The 21,071-nt window shown below is 69.9% G+C and carries 18 protein-coding genes and 1 tRNA gene; 11 read left to right on the top strand and 8 right to left on the bottom strand.

Annotation, left to right across the window (positions count from 1 at the left end; all coding sequences use genetic code 11):
• Nucleotides 1–17: 17 nt before the first annotated feature.
• From tkt to pgl, 6 genes are read left to right on the top strand one after another with little or no spacing between them, the layout of a single operon-like run.
• Nucleotides 18–2,120 (top strand): transketolase, encoded by a 2,103-nt coding sequence (tkt, locus tag ACTJI8_RS01680; RefSeq protein ID WP_440731678.1) that lies wholly within the window; start codon nucleotides 18–20, stop codon nucleotides 2,118–2,120.
• A 23-nt stretch (nucleotides 2,121–2,143) separates the two neighbouring features.
• Nucleotides 2,144–3,256 (top strand): transaldolase, encoded by a 1,113-nt coding sequence (gene tal / locus ACTJI8_RS01675; protein ID WP_440731677.1) that lies wholly within the window; start codon nucleotides 2,144–2,146, stop codon nucleotides 3,254–3,256.
• Nucleotides 3,253–4,872 carry a glucose-6-phosphate isomerase gene (locus tag ACTJI8_RS01670; RefSeq protein ID WP_440731676.1) on the top strand — a complete coding sequence of 540 codons (1,620 nt, stop codon included), beginning with the start codon at nucleotides 3,253–3,255 and terminating at the stop codon, nucleotides 4,870–4,872. Before tal ends, ACTJI8_RS01670 begins: the two co-directional genes overlap by 4 nt.
• Nucleotides 4,873–4,907: 35 nt before the next feature.
• On the top strand, nucleotides 4,908–6,455 hold the full coding sequence (zwf, locus tag ACTJI8_RS01665; protein WP_233309394.1) for a glucose-6-phosphate dehydrogenase: 1,548 nt from the start codon (nucleotides 4,908–4,910) through the stop codon (nucleotides 6,453–6,455).
• A complete protein-coding gene (locus ACTJI8_RS01660) occupies nucleotides 6,452–7,387 on the top strand; it encodes a glucose-6-phosphate dehydrogenase assembly protein OpcA (protein ID WP_440731675.1) in 936 nt (311 codons plus the stop codon). The genes zwf and ACTJI8_RS01660 overlap by 4 nt, the downstream gene beginning before the upstream one ends.
• A gap of 2 nt (nucleotides 7,388–7,389) precedes the next feature.
• A complete protein-coding gene (gene pgl, locus ACTJI8_RS01655) occupies nucleotides 7,390–8,169 on the top strand; it encodes a 6-phosphogluconolactonase (RefSeq protein ID WP_440731674.1) in 780 nt (259 codons plus the stop codon).
• A gap of 32 nt (nucleotides 8,170–8,201) precedes the next feature.
• Here pgl and ACTJI8_RS01650 read toward each other — a convergent pair whose 3' ends face one another.
• Complete coding sequence (locus ACTJI8_RS01650; RefSeq protein ID WP_440731673.1) at nucleotides 8,202–9,425, bottom strand: DMT family transporter; 1,224 nt, start codon at nucleotides 9,423–9,425, stop codon at nucleotides 8,202–8,204.
• Between the two features lie 43 nt (nucleotides 9,426–9,468).
• Between ACTJI8_RS01650 and def the strand changes: the two genes are divergently transcribed.
• From def to ACTJI8_RS01635, 3 genes are all read left to right on the top strand, one after another.
• Nucleotides 9,469–10,035, top strand: coding sequence for a peptide deformylase (gene def / locus ACTJI8_RS01645; RefSeq protein ID WP_440731672.1), 567 nt, complete (start codon nucleotides 9,469–9,471; stop codon nucleotides 10,033–10,035).
• Between the two features lie 224 nt (nucleotides 10,036–10,259).
• Nucleotides 10,260–10,691: a septum formation family protein gene (locus ACTJI8_RS01640; protein ID WP_440731671.1), complete on the top strand. Its 432-nt coding sequence runs from the start codon at nucleotides 10,260–10,262 to the stop codon at nucleotides 10,689–10,691.
• A gap of 154 nt (nucleotides 10,692–10,845) precedes the next feature.
• Nucleotides 10,846–10,918 (top strand) — tRNA-Asn (locus ACTJI8_RS01635).
• Nucleotides 10,919–11,030: 112 nt separating this feature from the next.
• Here the strand turns inward: ACTJI8_RS01635 and ACTJI8_RS01630 are convergent.
• The 4 genes from ACTJI8_RS01630 to dusB are packed head-to-tail and all read right to left on the bottom strand — an operon-like array spanning nucleotide 11,031 to nucleotide 16,273.
• On the bottom strand, nucleotides 11,031–11,801 hold the full coding sequence (locus ACTJI8_RS01630) for an ATP-binding cassette domain-containing protein (protein WP_440731670.1): 771 nt from the start codon (nucleotides 11,799–11,801) through the stop codon (nucleotides 11,031–11,033).
• 53 nt (nucleotides 11,802–11,854) lie between these two features.
• Nucleotides 11,855–13,744, bottom strand: a complete 1,890-nt coding sequence (gene dnaG, locus ACTJI8_RS01625) for a DNA primase (protein WP_440731669.1) — start codon at nucleotides 13,742–13,744, stop codon at nucleotides 11,855–11,857.
• Nucleotides 13,744–15,129 (bottom strand): deoxyguanosinetriphosphate triphosphohydrolase, encoded by a 1,386-nt coding sequence (locus ACTJI8_RS01620; RefSeq protein ID WP_440731668.1) that lies wholly within the window; start codon nucleotides 15,127–15,129, stop codon nucleotides 13,744–13,746. The genes dnaG and ACTJI8_RS01620 overlap by 1 nt, the downstream gene beginning before the upstream one ends.
• Nucleotides 15,119–16,273 carry a tRNA dihydrouridine synthase DusB gene (gene dusB / locus ACTJI8_RS01615; protein ID WP_440731667.1) on the bottom strand — a complete coding sequence of 385 codons (1,155 nt, stop codon included), beginning with the start codon at nucleotides 16,271–16,273 and terminating at the stop codon, nucleotides 15,119–15,121. Before dusB ends, ACTJI8_RS01620 begins: the two co-directional genes overlap by 11 nt.
• A 60-nt stretch (nucleotides 16,274–16,333) precedes the next feature.
• Here dusB and ACTJI8_RS01610 point away from each other — a divergent pair, with 60 nt between their 5' ends.
• Nucleotides 16,334–16,825 (top strand): glutathione peroxidase, encoded by a 492-nt coding sequence (locus ACTJI8_RS01610; RefSeq protein ID WP_440731666.1) that lies wholly within the window; start codon nucleotides 16,334–16,336, stop codon nucleotides 16,823–16,825.
• A gap of 38 nt (nucleotides 16,826–16,863) precedes the next feature.
• On the opposite strand, the gene ACTJI8_RS01605 is transcribed toward ACTJI8_RS01610, so the two are convergent.
• Nucleotides 16,864–17,547: a DsbA family oxidoreductase gene (locus tag ACTJI8_RS01605; protein WP_440731665.1), complete on the bottom strand. Its 684-nt coding sequence runs from the start codon at nucleotides 17,545–17,547 to the stop codon at nucleotides 16,864–16,866.
• Nucleotides 17,548–17,600: 53 nt separating this feature from the next.
• Between ACTJI8_RS01605 and ACTJI8_RS01600 the strand changes: the two genes are divergently transcribed.
• Complete coding sequence (locus ACTJI8_RS01600; protein ID WP_440731664.1) at nucleotides 17,601–18,080, top strand: AAA family ATPase; 480 nt, start codon at nucleotides 17,601–17,603, stop codon at nucleotides 18,078–18,080.
• 99 nt (nucleotides 18,081–18,179) lie between these two features.
• On the opposite strand, the gene ACTJI8_RS01595 is transcribed toward ACTJI8_RS01600, so the two are convergent.
• Together ACTJI8_RS01595 and ACTJI8_RS01590 are read right to left on the bottom strand one after the other, a co-directional pair.
• Nucleotides 18,180–19,130: a tetratricopeptide repeat protein gene (locus ACTJI8_RS01595; protein ID WP_440731663.1), complete on the bottom strand. Its 951-nt coding sequence runs from the start codon at nucleotides 19,128–19,130 to the stop codon at nucleotides 18,180–18,182.
• The gene (locus ACTJI8_RS01590) at nucleotides 19,127–21,007 is read right to left on the bottom strand and encodes a glycosyl transferase (RefSeq protein ID WP_440731662.1); all 1,881 of its coding nucleotides are present in this window, start codon (nucleotides 21,005–21,007) and stop codon (nucleotides 19,127–19,129) included. Before ACTJI8_RS01590 ends, ACTJI8_RS01595 begins: the two co-directional genes overlap by 4 nt.
• Between the last annotated feature and the right edge of the window lie 64 nt (nucleotides 21,008–21,071).

Below are 21,071 nucleotides of genomic sequence, written 5' to 3'. Positions count from 1 at the left end.
TTCGAAAGGGCTCTGGAGTGTCGGAACTGCTGTGGGAAGAGATCGATCGGCGCGCGGTGGACACCGCTCGGGTTCTGGCGGCGGATGCCGTGCAGAAGGTCGGGAACGGTCATCCGGGTACGGCCATGAGCCTGGCCCCCGTGGCCTATCTGCTCTACCAGCGCGTCCTGCGCCACGACCCCGCCGACACCCACTGGATCGGGCGCGACCGGTTCGTCCTGTCCGTGGGGCACTCCTCCCTCACGCAGTACATCCAGCTCTACCTGGGCGGATTCGGCCTCGAGCTGACCGACCTCGAGGCGCTCCGCACCTGGGGCTCGCTGACCCCGGGCCACCCGGAGTACGGCCACACCAAGGGCGTGGAGATCACGACGGGACCGCTCGGCCAGGGCCTCGCCTCGGCGGTGGGCTTCGCCTACGCCGCCCGCTACGAGCGCGGCCTGTTCGACCCTGAGGCCGCCGCCGGCACGAGCCCCTTCGACCACTACGTCTACGTGATCGCCGGAGACGGCGATCTGCAGGAGGGCGTGACGAGCGAGGCCTCCTCGCTCGCGGGCCACCAGCAGCTCGGCAACCTCATCGCCATCTACGACTCCAACCGCATCTCGATCGAGGGCGACACCAACGTGGCCTTCACCGAGGGCGTGCGCGAGCGCTACGAGTCGTACGGCTGGCAGGTGCAGCACGTGGACTGGGTGCGCACCGGCACCTACGTCGAGGACGTGAAGGAGCTCTTCGACGCGATCGAGCAGGCCAAGGCGGAGACCTCCAAGCCGTCTCTGATCATCCTGAACACGATCATCGGCTGGCCGGCGCCCAACAAGAAGGGCACCGAGTCCGTGCACGGCAACGCCCTCGGCGCGGACGAGGTCGCCGAGACCAAGGTCGTACTGGGCTTCGATCCGGAGAAGTCGTTCGTCGTCGAGGACGCGGTGATCGAGCACACCCGTGAGCTCGGCGCCCGCGCCGCCTCCGAGCGCGCCGCCTGGCAGCAGGACTTCGATGCCTGGGCGGCGGCGAACCCGGAGCGCAAGGCGCTCCTGGACCGGCTCGAGGCACACGAGCTGCCCGAGGGCATCGAGGACGCGCTCCCCGTGTTCGAGGCGGGCACCGAACTCGCGACGCGCGCGGCGTCCGGCAAGGTCATCAATGCCCTCGCCCCCGAGCTCCCCGAGCTGTGGGGCGGATCCGCCGACCTGGCCGGATCCAACAACACGACGATCGCAGGCGCCAAGTCCTTCATCCCCGCGACCTGGTCGACCCACGACTGGGACGGCAGCCCCTATGGCCGTGTGCTGCACTTCGGCATCCGCGAGCACGCCATGGGCTCGATCCTGAACGGTATCGTGCTGCACGGCCCGACCCGGCCGTTCGGCGGCACGTTCCTCATCTTCAGCGACTACATGCGCCCCGCGGTGCGCCTGGCCGCGCTCATGAACGTGCCGAGCGTGTTCGTGTGGACGCACGACTCGGTCGCACTCGGCGAGGACGGCCCCACGCATCAGCCGATCGAACAGCTGGCCTCGCTGCGCGCGATCCCCAACCTGACCGTGGTGCGCCCGGCCGACGGCAATGAGACCGCCGCCGCCTGGCTGGAGATCCTGCGCCGCCACGGCGGCCCCACCGGCATCGCGCTGACCCGGCAGAACGTGCCGAACTTCGCGCGCGGCACGGGCGAGGCATCGGGTGACACCTTCGCCGCGGCGTCGAACACGGTCAGAGGCGCATACGTCCTGGCCGAGGCTCCGAACGGCACGCCGGACGTCATCCTCATCGCGACCGGATCCGAGGTGCAGCTGGCCGTCGCCGCCCGCGAGGCTCTGGCCGCCGAGGGCGTCAACGCCCGCGTGGTGTCCGCCCCGTCCCTGGAGTGGTTCGCCGAGCAGGACGAGGCCTACCGCGAGGCGGTGCTGCCGTCGGGCGTCAAGGCTCGCGTCTCGGTCGAAGCCGGATCCACCCTCAGCTGGCACGGCATCGTCGGCTCGACCGGCCGCTCGGTTGGAATCGACCACTTCGGGGCCTCCGCCGACTACAAGACCCTGTTCCAAAAGTTCGGCATCACCACGGAGGCCGTCATCGCGGCCGCCCACGAGACCATCGCCGCTTCCGCGGCCGCTTGAGCAATACGTAAGAGGAGATCCGCATGACCACCCCCACCGCAGCCCTCTCCGCCGCAGGCGTCAGCATCTGGCTCGACGATCTGTCCCGCAGCCGCATCACGTCCGGCAACCTCGCCGAGCTCATCGCCACGCGCAACGTCGTGGGTGTGACCACCAACCCGACGATCTTCGCGAACGCGATCACCAACCCCGACGACACCTCGTACGACAGTCAGGTCGCGCAGCTCGCCGCCTCCGGTGCAAGCGCCGAAGAGGCGATCTTCGAGGCGACCACGCAGGACGTCCGCGACGCCCTCGACGTGTTCCGCCCGGTGTGGGAGGAGACCGGGCGCGTCGACGGCCGCGTGTCGATCGAGGTCTCCCCCGACCTCGCGCACGACACCGAAGGCACCATCGCTCAGGCCAAGGAGCTCTGGGCCAAGGTCGATCGCCCGAACCTGCTCGTGAAGATCCCCGCGACGAAGGCCGGGCTGCCCGCGATCACGGCGGCGATCGCCGCCGGCATCAGCGTCAACGTGACGCTGATCTTCAGCCTGGAGCGCTACGCCGAGGTGATCGACGCCTACCTCGCGGGCCTCGAGCAGGCGAAGGCCGCCGACATCGACCTCTCGACGATCCAGTCGGTCGCGTCGTTCTTCGTGTCGCGCGTCGACACCGAGACCGACAAGCGCCTCACTGCGATCGGCACGGACGAGGCCATCGCGCTCAAGAGCAAGGCTGGTCTCGCGAACGCTCGCCTCGCGTACGAGCTGTACGAGCAGACCTTCGCGGGCGACCGCGCCGCGGCCCTGCTCGCCGCCGGTGCGAATCGCCAGCGACCGCTCTGGGCCTCCACAGGTGTGAAGGACCCGGCGCTGCCCGACACCTTGTACGTCACCGAGCTCGTCGCAGCCGACGTCGTCAACACGATGCCGGAGAAGACGCTCGAGGCGACCTTCGACCACGGCGTCGTCACCGGCGACACCGTCACCGGTACCTACGACGAGTCCCGCGCGGTGTTCGCCGGCCTCGCCGCGGTCGGCGTCGACTTCGACGACGTGACCCAGGTGCTCGAGGACGAGGGCGTCGCGAAGTTCATCGACTCCTGGCACGAGCTGCTCGGCCAGGTCCGCGAAGGACTGGAAGCCCAGCGGTGAGCTTCGAGATCCACACGTCCGGGGCGCCGAAGGCGGCGATCGACGAGGTCGTCCCGCGCCTGGTGGGCGAGCTGATCGCCTCCCGGATCACCAACGGCGATCCGACCGTGTGGGGCGAAGCCGCCGAGGCCGAGGCGAGCATCCGCCTCGGCTGGGTCGACGCCGTGAGCGTCTCGCGCCCCCTGGTGCCGGAGATCCTGGCACTCCGAGCCGACCTCGCGGCGAAGGGCGTCACCCGGGTCGTGCTGGCGGGGATGGGCGGATCCTCACTCGCTCCCGAGGTCATCTCGCAGACCGCCGGCATCGACATCACGATCCTCGACTCGACTTCGCCCGGGCAGGTGCTCGCGGCGATCGACGCAGGACTCTCCGACACGGTGCTCGTGGTGTCGTCCAAGTCCGGCTCCACGGTCGAGACCGACTCGCAGCGCCGCACGTTCGAGGCGGCATTCAGCGATGTCGGCATCGACCCCGTCGAGCGCATCGTCGTCGTCACCGATCCCGGCTCGCCTCTCGACGAGTCGGCGCGCGCCGCCGGCTACCGGGTGTTCAACGCCGATCCGAACGTCGGCGGCCGGTACTCCGCCCTCACCGCATTCGGACTGGTGCCGTCGGGTCTCGCCGGCGTGGACATCACCGAGCTGCTCGACGAGGCCGAGGCCACGCTGCTGCAGGTCGCGATCGACTCCGCCGAGAACCCGGCGCTGCTGCTCGGCGCGGCGATCGCCGCGAGCGCACAGGCCCCGGGCGGGCCGCGCCGCGACAAGCTGGGTCTGATCACCGACGGCACCCACATCGTGGGTCTGCCCGATTGGATCGAGCAGCTCGTCGCCGAGTCGACGGGCAAGGAAGGCACGGGAATCCTTCCCGTGGTCCTGCTCCCCGTCTCCCCCGAGGTGGAGAACCGGCCGGTTGACCTGCAGCTGGTGCGCCTCGTCGACGATGCCGACGAGTTCCACCTCCGCGAACGCCACCCCGGCGAGATCCTCGTCAGCGGCACGCTCGGCGCGCAGTTCGTGGTCTGGGAGCACGCCACCGCAGTCGCGGGCTACCTGCTCGGAATCAACCCGTTCGACCAGCCCGACGTGGAGTCGGCGAAGGTCGCCACCCGTGGGCTGCTGGACGCGCGCCCGGCGCCGTCGCCCGCAGCCTTCGTGCAGGACGGCGTCGAGGTGCGCGCGTCCGACGCCTCTCTGCTCACGTCCGGCACGATCGCCGGGGTGCTCGACGCTCTGTGGCATACGCTGCCGACGGATGGCTACGTGTCCATCCAGGCCTACGTGAACCGCCTCGAGATGCCGCAGCTGCAGGGCCTGCGCGAACTCGTGGCCGCGGACTCGGCACGTCCGACCACCTTCGGCTGGGGCCCGCGGTTCCTGCATTCGACGGGTCAGTATCACAAGGGCGGTCCTGCCCAGGGCGTGTTCCTGCAGATCCTGGAGCGTACGGACCTGGATCTGGAGATCCCGGATCGTCCGTTCACGTTCGGCCAGCTCATCGAGGCACAGGCCGCGGGCGACGCCGGTGTGCTCGCCGCGCACGGCCGCCCCGTCGTGACCCTGACGATCACCGAACCACAGGACGATGTGCTCGACCTCTTCGAGGCCGCGCAGTAGGCATTCCACAGAGCACTCAGGAGAATCCCCCACTGATGACTGTTCCCGTCTCCCGCGGCCGCAACCCGCTGCGCGATCCCGACGACCGCCGGCTGAGCCGGATCGCGGGGCCCAGCGCTCTGGTGATCTTCGGCGTCACCGGCGATCTGTCGCGCAAGAAGCTGATGCCCGCCGTCTACGACCTCGCCAACCGCGGCCTCCTGCCCCCCGGGTTCGCCCTGGTCGGCTTCGCCCGCCGCGACTGGGAGGACCAGGACTTCGCCCAGGTCGTCTACGACGCCGTCAAGGAGCATGCGCGCACCCCGTTCCGCGAGGAGACGTGGGCACAGCTGCTGCAGGGCATCCGGTTCGTCTCGGGCGAGTTCGGCGACCCGGACGCGTTCCGACGCCTGCGCGAGACGGTCGAGAAGCTCGACGTCGAACGCGGCACCATGGGCAACCATGCCTACTACCTGTCGATCCCGCCGAACCAGTTCCCGCTCGTGGCGCAGCAGCTGCGCGACTCGGGGCTCGTCGAGGGCCACGAGGACGCCGACCACTGGCGCCGGGTGGTGATCGAGAAGCCGTTCGGGCACGACCTGGCCTCGGCCCGTGCGCTGAACGACGCGCTCGAGGGCACCTTCCCGGCCGACTCGATCTTCCGCATCGATCACTACCTCGGCAAGGAGACGGTGCAGAACATCCTGGCGCTGCGCTTCGCGAACGAGCTGTACGAGCCGATCTGGAACCGCAACTACGTCGACCACGTGCAGATCACGATGGCCGAGGACATCGGCGTCGGCGGCCGTGCCGGCTACTACGACGGCATCGGCGCTGCCCGCGACGTCATCCAGAACCACCTCCTGCAGCTGCTGGCCCTCACCGCCATGGAGGAGCCGATCAGCCTGTCCGCAGAGCACCTGCGCGCCGAGAAGGAGAAAGTGCTGGCGGCGGTGTCGCTGCCCGACGACCTTTCTCTCGCGACGGCTCGTGGACAGTATGCGGGCGGCTGGCAGGGTGGTGAGCAGGTCACCGGGTTCCTCGACGAGGACGGCATGGATCCGGAGTCCGCCACCGAGACCTATGCCGCGGTGAAGCTCGAGATCAACACCCGGCGCTGGGCGGAGGTGCCCTTCTACCTGCGCACCGGCAAGCGTCTGGGCCGCCGCGTCACCGAGATCGCGGTCGTCTTCAAGCGCGCCCCGGAGCACCTCTTCGGCAGTGGGCAGACCTCCGAGCTCGGCCAGAACGCGCTGGTCATCCGTGTGCAGCCGGACGAGGGCGTCACCCTCCGCTTCGGTTCGAAGGTCCCGGGCAGCGGCAGCAATGTCCGCGACGTGACGATGGACTTCGGCTACGGACACGCCTTCACCGAGGCCAGCCCCGAGGCGTACGAGCGGCTCATCCTGGACGTGCTGCTCGGCGACCCGCCGCTGTTCCCGCGCCATGAGGAGGTCGAGCTCAGCTGGAAGATCCTCGACCCCGTGGAGCAGTACTGGGCCGCCGAGGGCGGTCCCGTGGAGCAGTACGCTCCCGGATCCTGGGGACCGGCCTCCGCCGACGCCCTGCTCGCCCGCGACGGACGTGTCTGGAGGCGCCCGTGATCATCGATCTGCCCGACACCACTACCAGCCAGGTCGCGAAGAACCTGGTCAAGGCCCGCGAGGAGGGCGGCGTCGTCGCCCTCGGCCGCGTGCTCACGCTCATCATCGCCGCGACCGACGATGTCGCCGAGTCCGCCATCGACGCCGCGAACGACGCATCCCGCGAGCACCCGATGCGGGTGATCGTGCTGACCACGAGCGACGGAGATTCCCACCTCGATGCGCAGATCCGCGTCGGCGGCGACGCCGGTGCGAGCGAGGTCGTCGTGCTGCACGCCTTCGGCGACGCCGCGAGCAACGAGGAGAGCCTCGTCACGGGTCTGCTGCTGCCCGACGCCCCCGTGGTGGTGTGGTGGCCGCGCGAGGCTCCGGAAGCACCTGCGGCCTCTCCCCTGGGCCGTATCGCGCAGCGCCGCATCACCGATGCCGCTACCGCGCAGGACGTGCGCGCTCAGCTCGAAGTTCTCGGCCGTACGCACGTGCCTGGGGACACCGACCTGGCCTGGACCCGACTCACGCACTGGCGCGAGCAGCTCGCGGCGGTGCTGGATCAGCCGCCGTACGAAGACGTCACGGCCATCGAGGTACGCGGGTCCGCCGCCTCGCCGTCCACGGCGCTTCTGGCCGGCTGGCTGCGCCTCGCTCTCGATGTGCCGGTGCGCTGGGCGTATGAGAGCCCTGAGGTGTGGCACGAGGGCATCAAGTCGGTGCGCCTGACCCGTGCGAACGGCGACATCCTGCTGGAGCGCCCTGTACCGGGATCCGCCGTGCTCACCCAGCCCGGGCAGCCCGACCACGAGCTGCACCTGCCGCGGCGCACGCTGCGCGAGTGCCTTGCCGAGGAGCTGCGCCGCCTCGACCCCGACGTGCTCTACGGCCGCGTGATCACCGAGGGCTGGGAGCTGCTCGAGGCCCCGGAGCCGGTGGCCTGACGATGGCTGCGGATTCCCCCGCCAAGCGGGTCGTCATCGGCGAGGACCCGGCGTCTCTCGCCGGCATCGTGGCTGATCGGTTCCTCGTCCGCGTGCACGCACGCATCAGGGACGGGCGGCTCGCCCACATCGCCCTCACCGGAGGCAGCATGGGAACCGCTGTGCTGCGGGCGGTCGCGGAGCACCCGCGCGCGACCGAAGTGGACTGGACGCTCGTGCACTTCTGGTGGGGCGACGAGCGCTTCGTGCCGGCGGATGATCCCGACCGCAACGCGGGACAGGCCCGGGCGGCGCTGCTGGACCGCATCCCGGTCCCGCCGGAGAACGTGCACGAGATGGCGGCGAGCGATGCAGGACTGAGCTTGGACGAGGGCGCCGCGGCCTACGCGGCGGAGCTCGCGCGCTTCGGCGATGCGGAGCGTGCCTGGCCGTCGTTCGCCGTGTGCTTCCTCGGCGTCGGCCCCGACGGGCACATCGCCTCGCTCTTCCCGGACCGCCCGGAGATCACGGTGACCGACGCCGCGGTGCTGCCGGTGCGGAACTCGCCGAAGCCGCCACCAGAGCGGATCACACTGACCCGTCCGGTGATCAACGCCTCCAAGCGGGTGTGGCTCGTGCTCACCGGCGCGGAGAAGGCCTCGGCACTCGGTCTCGCCTTGGCGGGGGCGAACTACGAGAACGTGCCCGCCGCCGGCGCCAAGGGGCGCAAGCGCACCGTGTACTTCGTCGACGAGGCAGCGGCCGCCGAGGTCGCACCCGACCTCATCGACATCGATTACTGACCGACCCCCGCAGGGCCGGATCCGGTTCCCGCTCAGGCCCCGGAGGATCCGTTCCCGCGCTCATCGGCGTCTCCGCCGGCGCGGGGAGCGTCCTCACGGCGGAACGGGGCCACGTTCGACGGCCACTCCGGCGCATCGGGATGATGACCCGGAGCACCCTCGGAAGCACGCCCGGGCGAGGCCGAGGGCGCGGCGGCCTGCGACGCGGCCCCGCTGGGCGGCGTCTGCGTCGTCGAAGATCCGGATTCCTCGCGCGCGCCGGAGGGCGTCGCATCGCCGGAACTGCCCCGAGTGATCGGCAGCTCCTGGCTCTCGCTGATGACCTGCGGATGATAGCGGGCGAGCGTCACCACGCCCCAGCCCGCGATCGCGCCGGAGACCCCGAAAGCGATGAACACCCACGGCGGCGCCGCTGCTCCCTCTTCGAGCACGAGCAGCCCGATCAGCACCGCCACCATGGGGTCGACCACGGTGAGCCCGGCGATCACCAGATCCGGCGGACCGGAGCCGTACGCGGTCTGCACGAAGTAGGCGCCTGCGGCACCCGCCGCGATCAGGGCGATCACGCACACGGCGGTGAGCCAGTCGAACTGCCCGAACTGGATCCGGCTGATCACGGCCTTGGCGAGCGTGGCCACGAAGCCGTAGAGGATGCCGGCGCCGGTCACATAGAAGAGCGCACGCATACGGCGCCGCAGGATCAGCCAGCAGGTGCCGAGCACGATGATGACGACCAGCAGGATCGTGAGGATGGTGAACAGCTGGATCTCGCTGATCTCGCGCTCCACGGCGAACAGGGCCGCGAACAGCACGAAGATGAAGATGCCGCCCACGCACGCGAAGATCGAGACGAGCGAGCGCTTGGTCGGCGCGACGCCCGTCACCCGGGCGTTCAGCAGCGTCGTGATGACGAGCGCGATCGCGCCGAGCGGCTGAACCACGATCAACGGCGCCTTGGTGAGCGCAGCAAGCTGGCAGACGATGGCGAGTGCCAGCATGAGGGTGCCGATGATCCAGGAAGGGCGTGTGAGCAGCCCGCGGACCTGCGCCCAGCTGAGGCCTGTGGCGGCGTCGGAGCCGCTGAGTCGCTCCACCTTCTCCACACCGCGGTGCTGGTACTGCGCGCCGAGCGACATGAACACGGCTCCGGCGAGGGCGAGAGGGATGCCCATCAGCAGACCGGGGTTCTGGAACACCCCGGCGAGATGCTCGCCGACGTCGGCCGTCCCCATGGTCCGCGTCACGTTCTCCAGCACCCTTCGAGCCTACCTGCCGCCCGCCGCCGACTAGGGTTGACGCGTGGCTGTGCTTCCGATTCGCATCATGGGCGACCCCGTTCTGCATTCCCCCGCCGATCCGGTCGGCGAGATCACCGATGAGATCCGCACTCTGGTGGCGGACATGCACGAGACCATGGACGTCGCCCCCGGCGTCGGACTCGCCGCGCCGCAGGTCGGTGTCGGCCTGCGGATCTACGTCTATTCGTATGTCGACGACGACGAGAACCCGTGGCGCGGGGAGATCATCAACCCTGTGCTCTGGATGGCGCCCCTCGAGCCCGGCTCCCCCGACCCGGACCTCGAGTCCGAGGGCTGTCTGTCCTTCCCCGGCGAGCGGTTCCCGCTGCGCCGCTCGGAGCGAGTGCTGGTGACCGGCATGGACCTGAACGGCGACGCGGTGCGTATCGAGGTCGACGGCTGGCGCGCCCGCATCATGCAGCACGAGTTCGACCATCTCGACGGCATCCTCTACGTCGATCGCCTCGACGACGGCGACTGGAAGACCGTGCAGAAGATCGCCCGCAAGCGTGGCTGGGGCCGCCCCGGCGCCAGCTGGCTGCCCGGCGTGGACGATCTCGAAGGCTGAACCCGAGAACTTCCACTCGGCACAGAAATTCCCCAGGACAGCGCATCTTTCGCGCAGGTTTGAGATTTCCTCTTCCGCACCGGTACGTTCGTACCGTTCCCGCGTTCTGCGTGGATTCATAGCTTCTAGAGGGGGAATTCCCATGAACGACCGGCGCTCTTCTCCGCCGCGTCGCCGTCGTCGGCTCTGCGCTGGTCTTGGCCGCCGGGCTCAGCGGCTGCAGCGTGATCGGCAGCATCCTCGGCAACGGGGGCGGCGACGCGCCGCGCGACGACAAGGCCCAGGTCACCCAGAGCTCGAGCATCGGCATCTTCAATCTCAAGCTCGGCGACTGCAAGATGAGCGATTCCGGGACGACCGTCAGCGACACCGACGTCGTCCCGTGCGACAAGCCGCATGACGAAGAGGTCTTCTACGAGTTCAAGCTCCCCGACGGCGAGTACGACTCCGCCGCGATCGACAAGGAGGTCGAGAAGTGCGCGGGTGACGCCTTCACGACATTCATCGGCATCGCGTACGACGACTCGACGCTCGACGTCGCGTACATGACGCCGACGAAGGACACGTGGGAGGAGATGAACGACCGTCTCGTCCAGTGCATCGTGAGCGACCCGGCCGGACAGACCACGGGCTCCCTCAAGGGATCCGCGCGCTGAGCGCGCCGGAAGCCGCGTCTTAGGAAGGGTCCGCTGCGGCGGGCCCTTCCGTCGTTCACGACGTGCGCGACGACGCGCCCGGGCGTCGTGCCGTGGCGGAGTCGGGACGCAACCTTTGCTATAGTTGACGAGTTGCCCGCGCAGCGGGAAGCATTCCTCGGTAGCTCAATTGGCAGAGCAGCCGGCTGTTAACCGGCAGGTTCTTGGTTCGAGTCCAAGCCGGGGAGCGATCCCCTCGAAGGCCCCGTCTCACGACGGGGCCTTCGTCGTTCCCGAGCGGGCAGAGCCGCGACGATTCGGGCTCGTCGGCCGTTACGGCTCACCTCATGCCGGGACGACTCAGCGCGGGTGCTCGGTGCCCGGGGTCCAGAGCAGATCCGCGCCCGCGCCCCGTGCGACCACATGGCCCTCACGGATCATGAGCGTCTCCGCGCCCAGTTCGCGTGCGAACGCCGCGTCATTGCTGACCAGGAGCGCCGCCATCCCGCGTTCGGTGCGACGGCGCGTGATCGCGGCGAACACGACGGGCCGCACCTCCAGGTCGAGGTTCGCGAGCGGCTCGTCGGCGATCAGCACGGTCGGATCGAGCACCAGGGCGCGGGCGATCGCGACGCGCTGGCGCATGCCCGCGCTGAGCTCGTACGGAAACGACGCGGCGAGGCCCAGCGGCAGGTGCAGTTCGTCCAGCAGCGTCGCCACCCGGATCGCCAGCGCCTTCACGTTCACGCGCCGCTCGCGCTGCAGGATCGGCTCTGCGATGATCTCCTGCACGGTCAGCTGCGGAGTGAGCAGCGCTCCGGCGTTCTGCGGGAGATAGCCGGCCCGATACGTCAACTCGCGCAGCCGGCGTCCGGGATGACGCACCGAGACGCCGCATACCGTCGCGGATCCGCCGACGACCCGGATCGAGGGGTCGGCGGCGCCGGCGAGGGCGCCGACCAGCGTCGACTTCCCGGCTCCGGTGGCACCGGCGATGCACATCAGCTCCCCCGCCGGCAATGCGAAGGTCACGCCATCGATCGCCCTGGTGGGAGCGGAGTGCCCGATCCGGTCGATGACGATGTCCTCGCAGACGATCGCGGTGGATGCATCCCCCGTCGCACGTGCCATGCACCCATCCTGCCCGATGCCTGCGGGCTCGGCGCTCTGGACCGCGGCGGGCCTCAGTACTCGATGAAGCGCTGCCGCTCAGCGTCGATCTCGACGATGCGACGCGCGATCGAACGGGCGCCCTCGGAATCGGCGGGCAGGCGCTGGATCGCACCCAGCAGCTCGTGCTTCTCCCGCTCCAAGCCGCGCGCGATGAGCCGGCGGCAGAGGTCCGTCGCGGATGCTCGGGCGCCCTGCTCGTCCCGCGCGGGGAACGCCGCCATGAGCAGCTCACCACCCAGTCCGCGATACGGCTCCCGCACGGCGTCCACGGCCTGCAGCGCCCAGCCCGGTCGCTGCCGGTCGGAGATCTGCGCCACGGCCTCGCGCACGGCGTCCAGGGCGGGCACGGAGAACGGCGCGGTCATCGCGCGCTGCAGCAGTTCCGGATCGAGCTGATGCCCGTACTGCAGCGCTCCCATGAGCGCGTCGCGCTCGAGTGAGGCCTCCCCCGTGCGCGGAAGCGTGGCGAGCGTCACCACCGGAATGGATACCGGCGCGGAGGGGCCGTCGAGCGCGCCGGGATGCGAGCCCATGGCCGCTGTCGTGGTCCGCTGCTCCCGGGTTCCCGCATCGCCCTGACGGCGGCGTTCATGGCGGCGTACCTCCGCATGCACGTCCGTAGGGTCCATGCCGAGCCGGCGGGCAAGGATTCGCTCGTATTCGGGACGCAGCAGGGCGTCCCGAATCTCGCCGACGATCGGTGCCGCCGCGCGCAGTGCGCCGACGCGCCCCTCCGCTGTACCGAGATCGAACGAGGCGATCTTCCGATCGATCACGAACTCGAACATCGGCACCTTGGCCGACATGAGGCCGCGCACGGCCTGGTCACCGCGCTGCAGGCGCAGATCGCACGGGTCCAGCCCGTCGGGCGCCACGGCGACGAAGGTCTGCGCGTTGAACCTGTCGTCCTCCGTGAAGGCGCGCAGCGCCGCCTTCTGACCCGCCTCGTCGCCGTCGAACGTGAAGACGACCTCGCCGGCCGCGGAGTCGTCGCCCATGACCCGACGCAGGAGCTTGATGTGCTCGGCCCCGAAGGCCGTACCGCAGGTGGCGATGGCGGTCGTGACGCCGGCGAGGTGGCACGCCATCACGTCGGTGTACCCCTCGACCACGACGACGCGCTTGGGATCGCCGCGGGAGATGTCGCGCTTGGCCAGATCCAGTCCGTAGAGCACCTGGGCCTTCTTGTAGATCGGCGTCTCCGGGGTGTTCAGGTACTTCGGACCCTGATCGTCGTCGTAGAGCTTGCGGGCGCCGAACCCGATGGTCTGGCCCGTCACGTCACGGATCGGCCACACCACCCGGCCGCGGAACCGGTCGTACACGCCGCGCTGGCCCGCAGAGACGAGTCCGGCCGCGGTGAGCTCGTCGCGGGTGAACCCCTGCGCGCTGAGCGCTTTGAGCATGCCGTCCCAGCCGCGCGGTGCGTAACCCACGCCGAAATGGGCGGCGGCCCCCGCGTCGAACCCGCGCTGGCCGAGGAACGCGCGCGCAGACTCGGCCTCCGGGCTGAGCAGCTGGGCGCGGAAGAACTCCGCGGCCGCCGTGTTCGCGGCGTAGAGCCGGCTGCGCCCGCTCGTCTCCGGCGCGGGACCGCCGTCCTCGTAGTGCAGGGTGTATCCGACGCGACCGGCGAGGCGCTCCACCGCCTCGGTGAAGCTGACGTGGTCCATCTCGCGCAGGAACGAGTACACGTCGCCGGAGGCGCCGCAGCCGAAGCAGTGGTAGTAGCCGACCTGCGGGCGCACGTGGAAGCTGGGGCTCTTCTCGTCGTGGAACGGGCACAGACCCTTCATCGAGCCCACCCCCGCGGACTTCAGCGAGACGCGCTCCCCCACGATGTCGGCGATGTTGGTGCGCGACTTGACCTCGTCGACGTCGGCCTGCAGGATCCGGGGCATCAGCGCCCGCCGTGTTCGACGTCGACGAGCGCAGCCCGGGGGGTGTGCGCAGAACGCGGCCTGGCGTGCCGGGGCGACCAGATGCCGACCTCGGCGGGGTCGATGTCCCCGACCAGCCGGTTGTGCCAGTCCACCGCGGTCTGATCCGTCAGGCTGGCGACCTGATCCACGACCACTCGGGCGCGCTCAGCATCGGATCCGGCCGCGTGGAAGTCCGCGGCGAAGGCCGGTTCGAGCACGTCGGCGCCTGCGGTCCACAGGGCATCCGTGGACCACAGCGCGTCGGCGAGGCGCTTGAGCACCCGGCGCTGCTCCTTGTAGACGCCGCGACGGGCGTCGATCGTGACGATCGCCTGCCCCATGATCCCCTTGAGCACAGCGATCTCGGCCTCGATCACCTTCGGCACCACCACGTGCGCGCTGTACCGGGCGAGACTCGTGCCCGGATATGCCTCTCGGGTCGCGGACACCGCGGCGCGCGCGAAGCGGCCGATCATGTCACTGGTGAGGTTCTTCAGCCTCGCGAGATCACGCCGCGACCGGTCGAAGGAGCTCAACCACATCGGCTGCCGGGTGAGTCGGTACAGCGCGTCGGCGAGATCCTCACGGGTGAAGTCGTATCCGACCCACTGCTGGACGCGCCCCACCAGCGCATGATGCTCGGCCGGATCCGCCAGCTGGGCGACATCCAGGTAGCCGTTGACGATCGCGTCCTCGAAGTCGTGCACCGAGTAGGCGATGTCGTCGGAGAGATCCATGATCTCCGCCTCGATGCAGCGCAGGCGGCCCGGCGCGCCTTCACGCATCCAGCGGAACACGTCCTCATCGTCGGGGTACACGCCGAACTTGAGCCGGCCGCCGGGATCGGGCAGAGGGCTGTCCACGGTCCACGGGTATTTGCAGGTCGCATCGAGGCTGGCCCTGGTGAGGTTGAGTCCGACCGAGCGATCGCGGTCGTCGAGCACCTTCGCCTCGAGGCGTGTGAGGATCCGCAGCGACTGGGCATTGCCCTCGAAGCCGCCGATGTCCTCGGCCCAGTCGTTGAGCGCGCGCTCCCCGTTGTGCCCGAACGGCGGGTGCCCCAGGTCGTGGCTGAGGCACGCGGTGTCGACGACGTCGGCGGAGACCCCGAGCGCAACCGCGAGCTCGCGTCCCACCTGCGCCACCTCGAGCGAGTGCGTGAGACGGTTTCGGGCGAAGTCCGCCGTGCTCGCGGGGCTCAGCACCTGCGTCTTCGCCGCGAGACGGCGCAGCCCCGCCGAGTGCAGCACGCGGGCGCGGTCGCGGGCGAAGTCGTCCCGTTCGGAGCGGTGGGTCTCGGCGAAGAAGCGGGCGGCGTCGTGCGCGTCGTAGCCATCGACGCGCACGACGTCCTCAGCCGCCACTGTTCTCGACCTCGGCGCCGCGCATCATGTCGGTGACCTCGGAGGCGACCTCGCGCGAATCCAGCCATCCGTCCGGCAGCGCCGTGCGCTTCGGCGTGCCCGCGCGACCGCGCTGGCCCTCGGCTGGCGCACCCGGATACGGCGCGTCTCCGAGCGTGCCCAGGATGTCGTCGATCTCCTGCAGGGTCGACACGCGGGCGAGGGCTGCCCTCGTCTCGCCGCCCACCGGGTAGCCCTTGAAGTACCACGCGACGTGCTTGCGCACGTCCTTGCAGCCTCGGTCCTCGTCCTCGAAGAACTCGACCAGGAGCTCCGCGTGCCGGCGGAACGCGTCCTTGACGAAGCCCAGGGTCGCGTCGACCTGCACCGCGTTCTCGTCACCGAAGGCGCCGGCGAGCTCGCCGAACAACCACGGTCGGCCGAGGCAGCCACGGCCGACCACGACACCGTCGCAGCCCGTCTCGGTCATCATCCGCACCGCGTCGTCCGCGCTCCAGATGTCACCGTTGCCCAGGACCGGGATCGAGGTCACCGCCTGCTTGAGCTCGCCGATCGCCGACCAGTCCGCATGTCCGGAGTAGTACTCCCCCGCCGTCCGCGCGTGCAGCGCGACCGCGGCGGCCCCGGCGTCCTCCGCGGCCCGGCCCGCGTCGAGGAACGTGAGGTGATCCTTGTTGATGCCCTTGCGCATCTTCACGGTGAGCGGCACGTCGCCCGCGGCCTTGACGGCGCGGTCGACGATGTCGGCGAACAGTCCGATCTTCCACGGCAGCGCCGCTCCCCCGCCCTTGCGGGTGACCTTGGGCACGGGGCAGCCGAAGTTCAGGTCGATGTGGTCGGCCCTGTCCTCCGCGACGATGATCCGCACGGCCTCGGCGATGGTGGCCGGATCCACCCCGTAGAGCTGGATCGATCGCGGCGTCTCGCTCTCATGATGCTGGATGAGACGCATGGTGATCGCGTTGCGCTCCACAAGCGCCCGCGAGGTGATCATCTCGCTGACGTACAGCCCCGCGCCGTACTCACGGCACAGGCGACGGAACGCGGTGTTGGTGATGCCCGCCATCGGCGCGAGCACGACGGGGACGTCGATGCGCAGCGGACCGATCTGCAGGGGCCGGACGGAGGCGGGGGCGAGAGTCATATCCTGTCCATTGTCCCAGATCCGAAGCCTCTGATCCCCGTCGCTCCTAGGCTTGGGGATATGTCCGACACCTCGCTGCGCCAGATCCCCTTCACCGATGCCGACGGCGGCACCCGCACCCTCGACGACTACGGCACCGGCCCCGTGCTGGTCGTCAACGTCGCCTCGAAGTGCGGACTGACGCCGCAGTACGCGCAGCTCGAGGAGCTGCAGCGCCGGTTCGGCGACCGGGGCCTCACCGTGGTCGGGTTCCCCTGCAACCAGTTCTTCGGGCAGGAACCCGGGTCCGTGGACCAGATCCTCGAATTCTGCTCCACGACGTATGGGATCTCGTTCCCGATCAATGACAAGGTCAAGGTCAACGGGCGCGGCGCCGCCGATCTCTACAAGACCCTCAAGCAGACCGAGGACGGTCACGGCAAGGCGGGGCGGGTGGAGTGGAACTTCGAGAAGTTCCTCGTCGCCCCGGACGGATCCGTGCGGCGCTTCCGTCCGCGCCAGGTCCCCGACGACCCCGAGATCGTCGCGGCCATCGAGGACGCCCTGGCCTGACCACCCCCGCCACCTGATCGGAAGGGGGCGGCGGGGCGTCAGCCCTCGAGCACCTCGGCGGTGTCGCCGCGCTTCGCCCACAGCTCGCGCAGCACGCCCGCGAACGCCTCCGGCGGCTGTGCGCCGCTGACGCCGTACTGCCCGTCGATCACGAAGAACGGCACGCCCTGGATGCCGTAGGCCTGAGCCTGCGCCTGATCCTGACGCACGTCCGCCAGGTGCCGCTCCGTCTGCAGGGCCTCGAGCGCGGCCTCACGGTCCAGACCGATTTCGGCGGCGAGGTCGGCCAGATCATCGATGCGGCCGACGTGGCGTCCCTCGACGAAGTAGGCCGACATCAGCCGCTCCTCCATGTCGTGCTGGCGTCCCTGTGCCTTGGCATGGTGCAGGAGCTCGTGCGCCTTGACGGTGTTCGTGTGCTGCAGCAGGTCGAAGCGGTAGTCGAGCCCGGCTTCCTTGGCGACGCCGGTCACGCGGTCGAGCATCTGCTCCACCTGAGCGCGCGGCATCCCCTTGTGGCCGGCGAGGAAGTCGGCCTCGTCGCCCTCGAAGTCGACGGGAGTGTCCGGCGAGAGCTCGAAGGAGTGGAACGTGATCGACACCTGCGGCGCGTCCTCGTCCTCCGCGGTGGCGGCGAGACCCGCCTCGAGATTGCGCTTGCCGATGTAGCACCAGGGGCAGGCGATGTCGGACCAGATGTCGATCGAGATGGGTTCACTCACACATCGATTCAACCGCATGTTCCCGGGGATATTCCGGATGCTAGCCTCATCCGGTGCCCGCCGCCCCCGCCCCCGCGCCGCGGCGGATCCTCATCGCAGGCGTGACCGGGAGCGGGAAGACGACGTTGGCACGCCGTCTGGCAGCGACACTGGGGCTGCGCCATGTCGAGATGGACGCGCTGTTCCACGGGCCCGACTGGACTCCGCGTCCCACATTTCTCGACGACGTACGGGAGTTCGCCGCGACCGACAGCTGGGTCACGGAGTGGCAGTACTCGAGCAGAGGCACGGATCCGATCCTCGCCCCGCGCGCAGACCTGGTGATCTGGCTCGACTATCCGTATCGCATCGTGCGCACGCGTCTGCTGTGTCGGACGATCTCCCGCAGCGTGCGCCGCACCGAGCTGTGGAACGGCAACCGCGAGAAGCCGCTCTGGGACATGCTCCGCCACGGTCCCGAGGAGAACATCCTGCGCTGGCAGACCACGACACTGCACAAGTGGCGCGACCGCATGCCCGAGATCGCCGCATAGCATCCGGATCTGCCGATCCTGCGGTTCACGCACCCGCGCGAGACCGAGGAATGGGTGCGGACGCTGCGGGACAACGGCTGACCGCCGCCGCAGTACCGCTCAGAACAGCAGCGTGGCGAGGCGCTTACGCGCCGCGACGACACGCGCATCCGCGTCGCCGACCAGGCCGAACAGCTCGACGAGGCGCTCGCGGACGACGCCCTGCTCGTCGGCCGGCACCGCGGTGAACAAGTCGAGAAGCCGGTCGAACGCATCGGCCACGTGGCCGCCTGCGACGTCGAGGTCTGCCACGGCGAACTGCGCGGGAATGTCCGTCGGCGCAGCCGCAGCCGCGGCGCGCGCCTCGTTCAGGTCGAGATCCTGGGTGCGGAACAACAGCCGGACCTGCCCGAGGCCCGATCGGGCCTCCTCGTCACGCGGATTCTCCGCCAGAGCCTTCTCGTACGCCTCGATCGCCGCAGCGAAGTCCCCGCGCTCGATCGCGTCGAACGCCGCCTGGTGCAGCGGTGGCAGCGGCTGCTCGACCGGCTCCGCCGCATCGTCCCCGGCAGCGGCTTCGCCGACCGGGATGGTCCCGGTCACGCCGTGCTGCGCCGCCAGCTGCAGCAGCTGCGCGAACACCTCCCGCACCTGCTCCTCGGGCACGGCGCCGGTGAACAGCGGCACGGGCTGACCCGCCACGAGCGCCACCACCATCGGGATCGACTGCGCGCGGAACCCCTGGGCGAGCTGCGGGTTGGCGTCCACGTCGACCTTGGCGAGCACGACGCGGCCCGCGAGCTCGGTGACGACCTTCTCCAGCACCGGGCTGAGCTGCTTGCACGGGCCGCACCACTCGGCCCACAGGTCGACGACCACGGGAACGCGCTGCGACAGCTCCAGCACCTGCCCGAAGGTCGCATCGGTGACATCGACGACCAGCGGGATCGCGGCGCCGTCCACCGGGCCCTGCTCCTGGTCCGGAGCACCTGATGCGGGTGCGGCCGGGCGATTGCGCAGCGAGGAAAGGTCGACAGCGCCGCGGAGGGCGGCGGCGGACAGCTCGGTCATTTGATCTCCGTCACACTCTGGAGCTGCTGGGACGCTGCCAGCAGCGTGATCTTGTCGTCGGATCCCTGCGCGGGCACGGCGAAGAACAGCTGCATCCCGTACACGGACACGAAGCCCGTCTTCGACTCGTCCACGCCCGTCAGAGCTTTCGCGGGAGCATTCACCACGGTGCCGTTCGTGTCGACGTTCTTGATCGAGGCGTCGGCGCTGGTCGGCTTGATCGTCTGCGAATCGTCGACCGTCACCGAGACGATCGCGCCGCTGTCGATGCTCGACATGGAGACGGGCGCGCCGGCGCCGGCGGTGGCGGCGAAGGCGAGACTCGACGTGGCGTCGGCGCCCTTGTCCTTCAGAGCCTGGAGCACGGTCGCCCGGCTGTCCTGCACGGACTTGGCGAAGGCGAGCGCCGACTTGTCGAACTTGTCGTAGAACTCACTCTTCTCGCCCTGATCGATCACGTTCGCGAACTCCGCGGCCAGCTCATCCGGCGCGGCCACGAGGAACGGAGAGTCCGGCGGGGTGAGCTTGGCGCCCAGCCAGGCAGGAGCCATGTTGGGCAGCTTCGCGGACGCCTGCATCTCGGCGACCGAGGAGATCTTGTAGTCGGACCACGGATCCGGCTGCGTCATCATCATGATCAGCGGGGCGACCTTGTCGTCGCTGCCGTGCTCGACGAGCATGAGCACGGTGCGCGGCCACGAGTCGTACGCCTGGGGCACGAGGATCTTGACCTTGTCGGCCGGGATCGTCGCCGGCAGCGAGAAGTCGGCGACGCTCTTGCGCACGGCATATGCGGTCTTGCGCGCCTCGAGGGCCGCGCCCTCCAGGCGGGTCCCCGCCTTGGCCGCGTCGAGGTTCTTGTCGGCGTCGGCGAGCGTGCCCGAGATGCTCTCCAGGATCCGTGCTGCCTGCGCCTCGGTGACGGCGGGAGCCTGCTGGCCCGCCTCGACGGCCTGGGTCTCGGTCGGCGTCGGAGTCGGCGAGGTCGCGGGATGCGGCCAGATGTCCGGCGAGCAACCGCTGAGCAGAGCGGCGGTCACGCCGACCGCGGGCAGCAGGAGCAGCGCCCGTCGACGCCTCGGACCCATGGCACGGCGCTCGCGCACGACGCCGTCCTGACTCGACGCCTGATCGGACTCCGGCGACGCCTGGTCCCCGGCTGGAGCGGGGTCCGCCTCGGGGGCCGCGTCGATGGCGGCGCGGTCCGCGACGTCGATGGGTTCGGTCACCGGAAGGGGCGGCGGGGCCTTGCGGCGCGGGCCACGGCCCCTGCGCGAATGCCGGATCGCGAGCACGTACAGCACCAGCCCGACCAGGAAGAGGATGCCTCCCGCGACCATGAGCGGCCCTGCCCACGGCGTCGCGGTGTCGAGGGGCCACTTCAGCACCACATCGGTGGGCGCCTCGGCCTTCCCGTCCGAGGCGACCAGCACGCTCACGCCGTCGGGCACCTGCATCCGATCGACCAGCGAGTTCTTGTCGGTGAAGCTGTCCAGCCACAGATCAGATCCGGCGGGGTTGCGCTGAACGTCCTTCGCGCCGTCGCTCGCGACGGTCGGCTCGATCACCTTCGCGGTGATGGTGCCGTTCTTGGCGAGGGAGATCCGGTTGTAGCTGGCGTCGCTCAGCCAGGCCTCGAGATCGGCGGTGCGCGCCTGAGCGACGAAGATCGTGCCGTCACCGTGGGCGACGAGCGTCTGCTCCCCCGGGTGGGCGCGGAGGACGGCGGAGTCGATCACCGTGTACGCCTGCGGGGCCTTCACGGCCAGCTCGGCCGCGACGTCCTTCGGGCCGAGGAAGATGGTCCGCTGCGCGATGCCCGTCCCGATCAGGACGGCCGCCAGCACGAAGGCCAGAACAGCCCATACAAAACGCACGAAAAGTCTCCTCCGCGATCCTCGGGCAGGCGCCCGGGATCTCCGCTCGACGTTTCAGACTAGC

It is taken from the genome of Microbacterium sp. 22303 (assembly GCF_052045265.1).
GTDB lineage: Bacteria > Actinomycetota > Actinomycetes > Actinomycetales > Microbacteriaceae > Microbacterium.
The sequence above is the reverse complement of the archived record's forward strand: the minus strand, read 5'-3'. Positions and strand labels throughout refer to the sequence as shown.

Excerpts from the sequence above, each read along its gene's own strand:
- tal (WP_440731677.1), top strand. The coding sequence starts at position 2,144 with ATGACCACCCCCACCGCAGCCCTCTCCGCCGCAGGCGTCAGCATCTGG.
- zwf (WP_233309394.1), top strand. The coding sequence starts at position 4,908 with ATGACTGTTCCCGTCTCCCGCGGCCGCAACCCGCTGCGCGATCCCGAC.
- pgl (WP_440731674.1), top strand. The coding sequence starts at position 7,390 with ATGGCTGCGGATTCCCCCGCCAAGCGGGTCGTCATCGGCGAGGACCCG.
- ACTJI8_RS01630 (WP_440731670.1), bottom strand. The coding sequence starts at position 11,801 with ATGGCACGTGCGACGGGGGATGCATCCACCGCGATCGTCTGCGAGGAC.
- dnaG (WP_440731669.1), bottom strand. The coding sequence starts at position 13,744 with ATGCCCCGGATCCTGCAGGCCGACGTCGACGAGGTCAAGTCGCGCACC.
- dusB (WP_440731667.1), bottom strand. The coding sequence starts at position 16,273 with ATGACTCTCGCCCCCGCCTCCGTCCGGCCCCTGCAGATCGGTCCGCTG.
- ACTJI8_RS01610 (WP_440731666.1), top strand. The coding sequence starts at position 16,334 with ATGTCCGACACCTCGCTGCGCCAGATCCCCTTCACCGATGCCGACGGC.
- ACTJI8_RS01595 (WP_440731663.1), bottom strand. The coding sequence starts at position 19,130 with ATGACCGAGCTGTCCGCCGCCGCCCTCCGCGGCGCTGTCGACCTTTCC.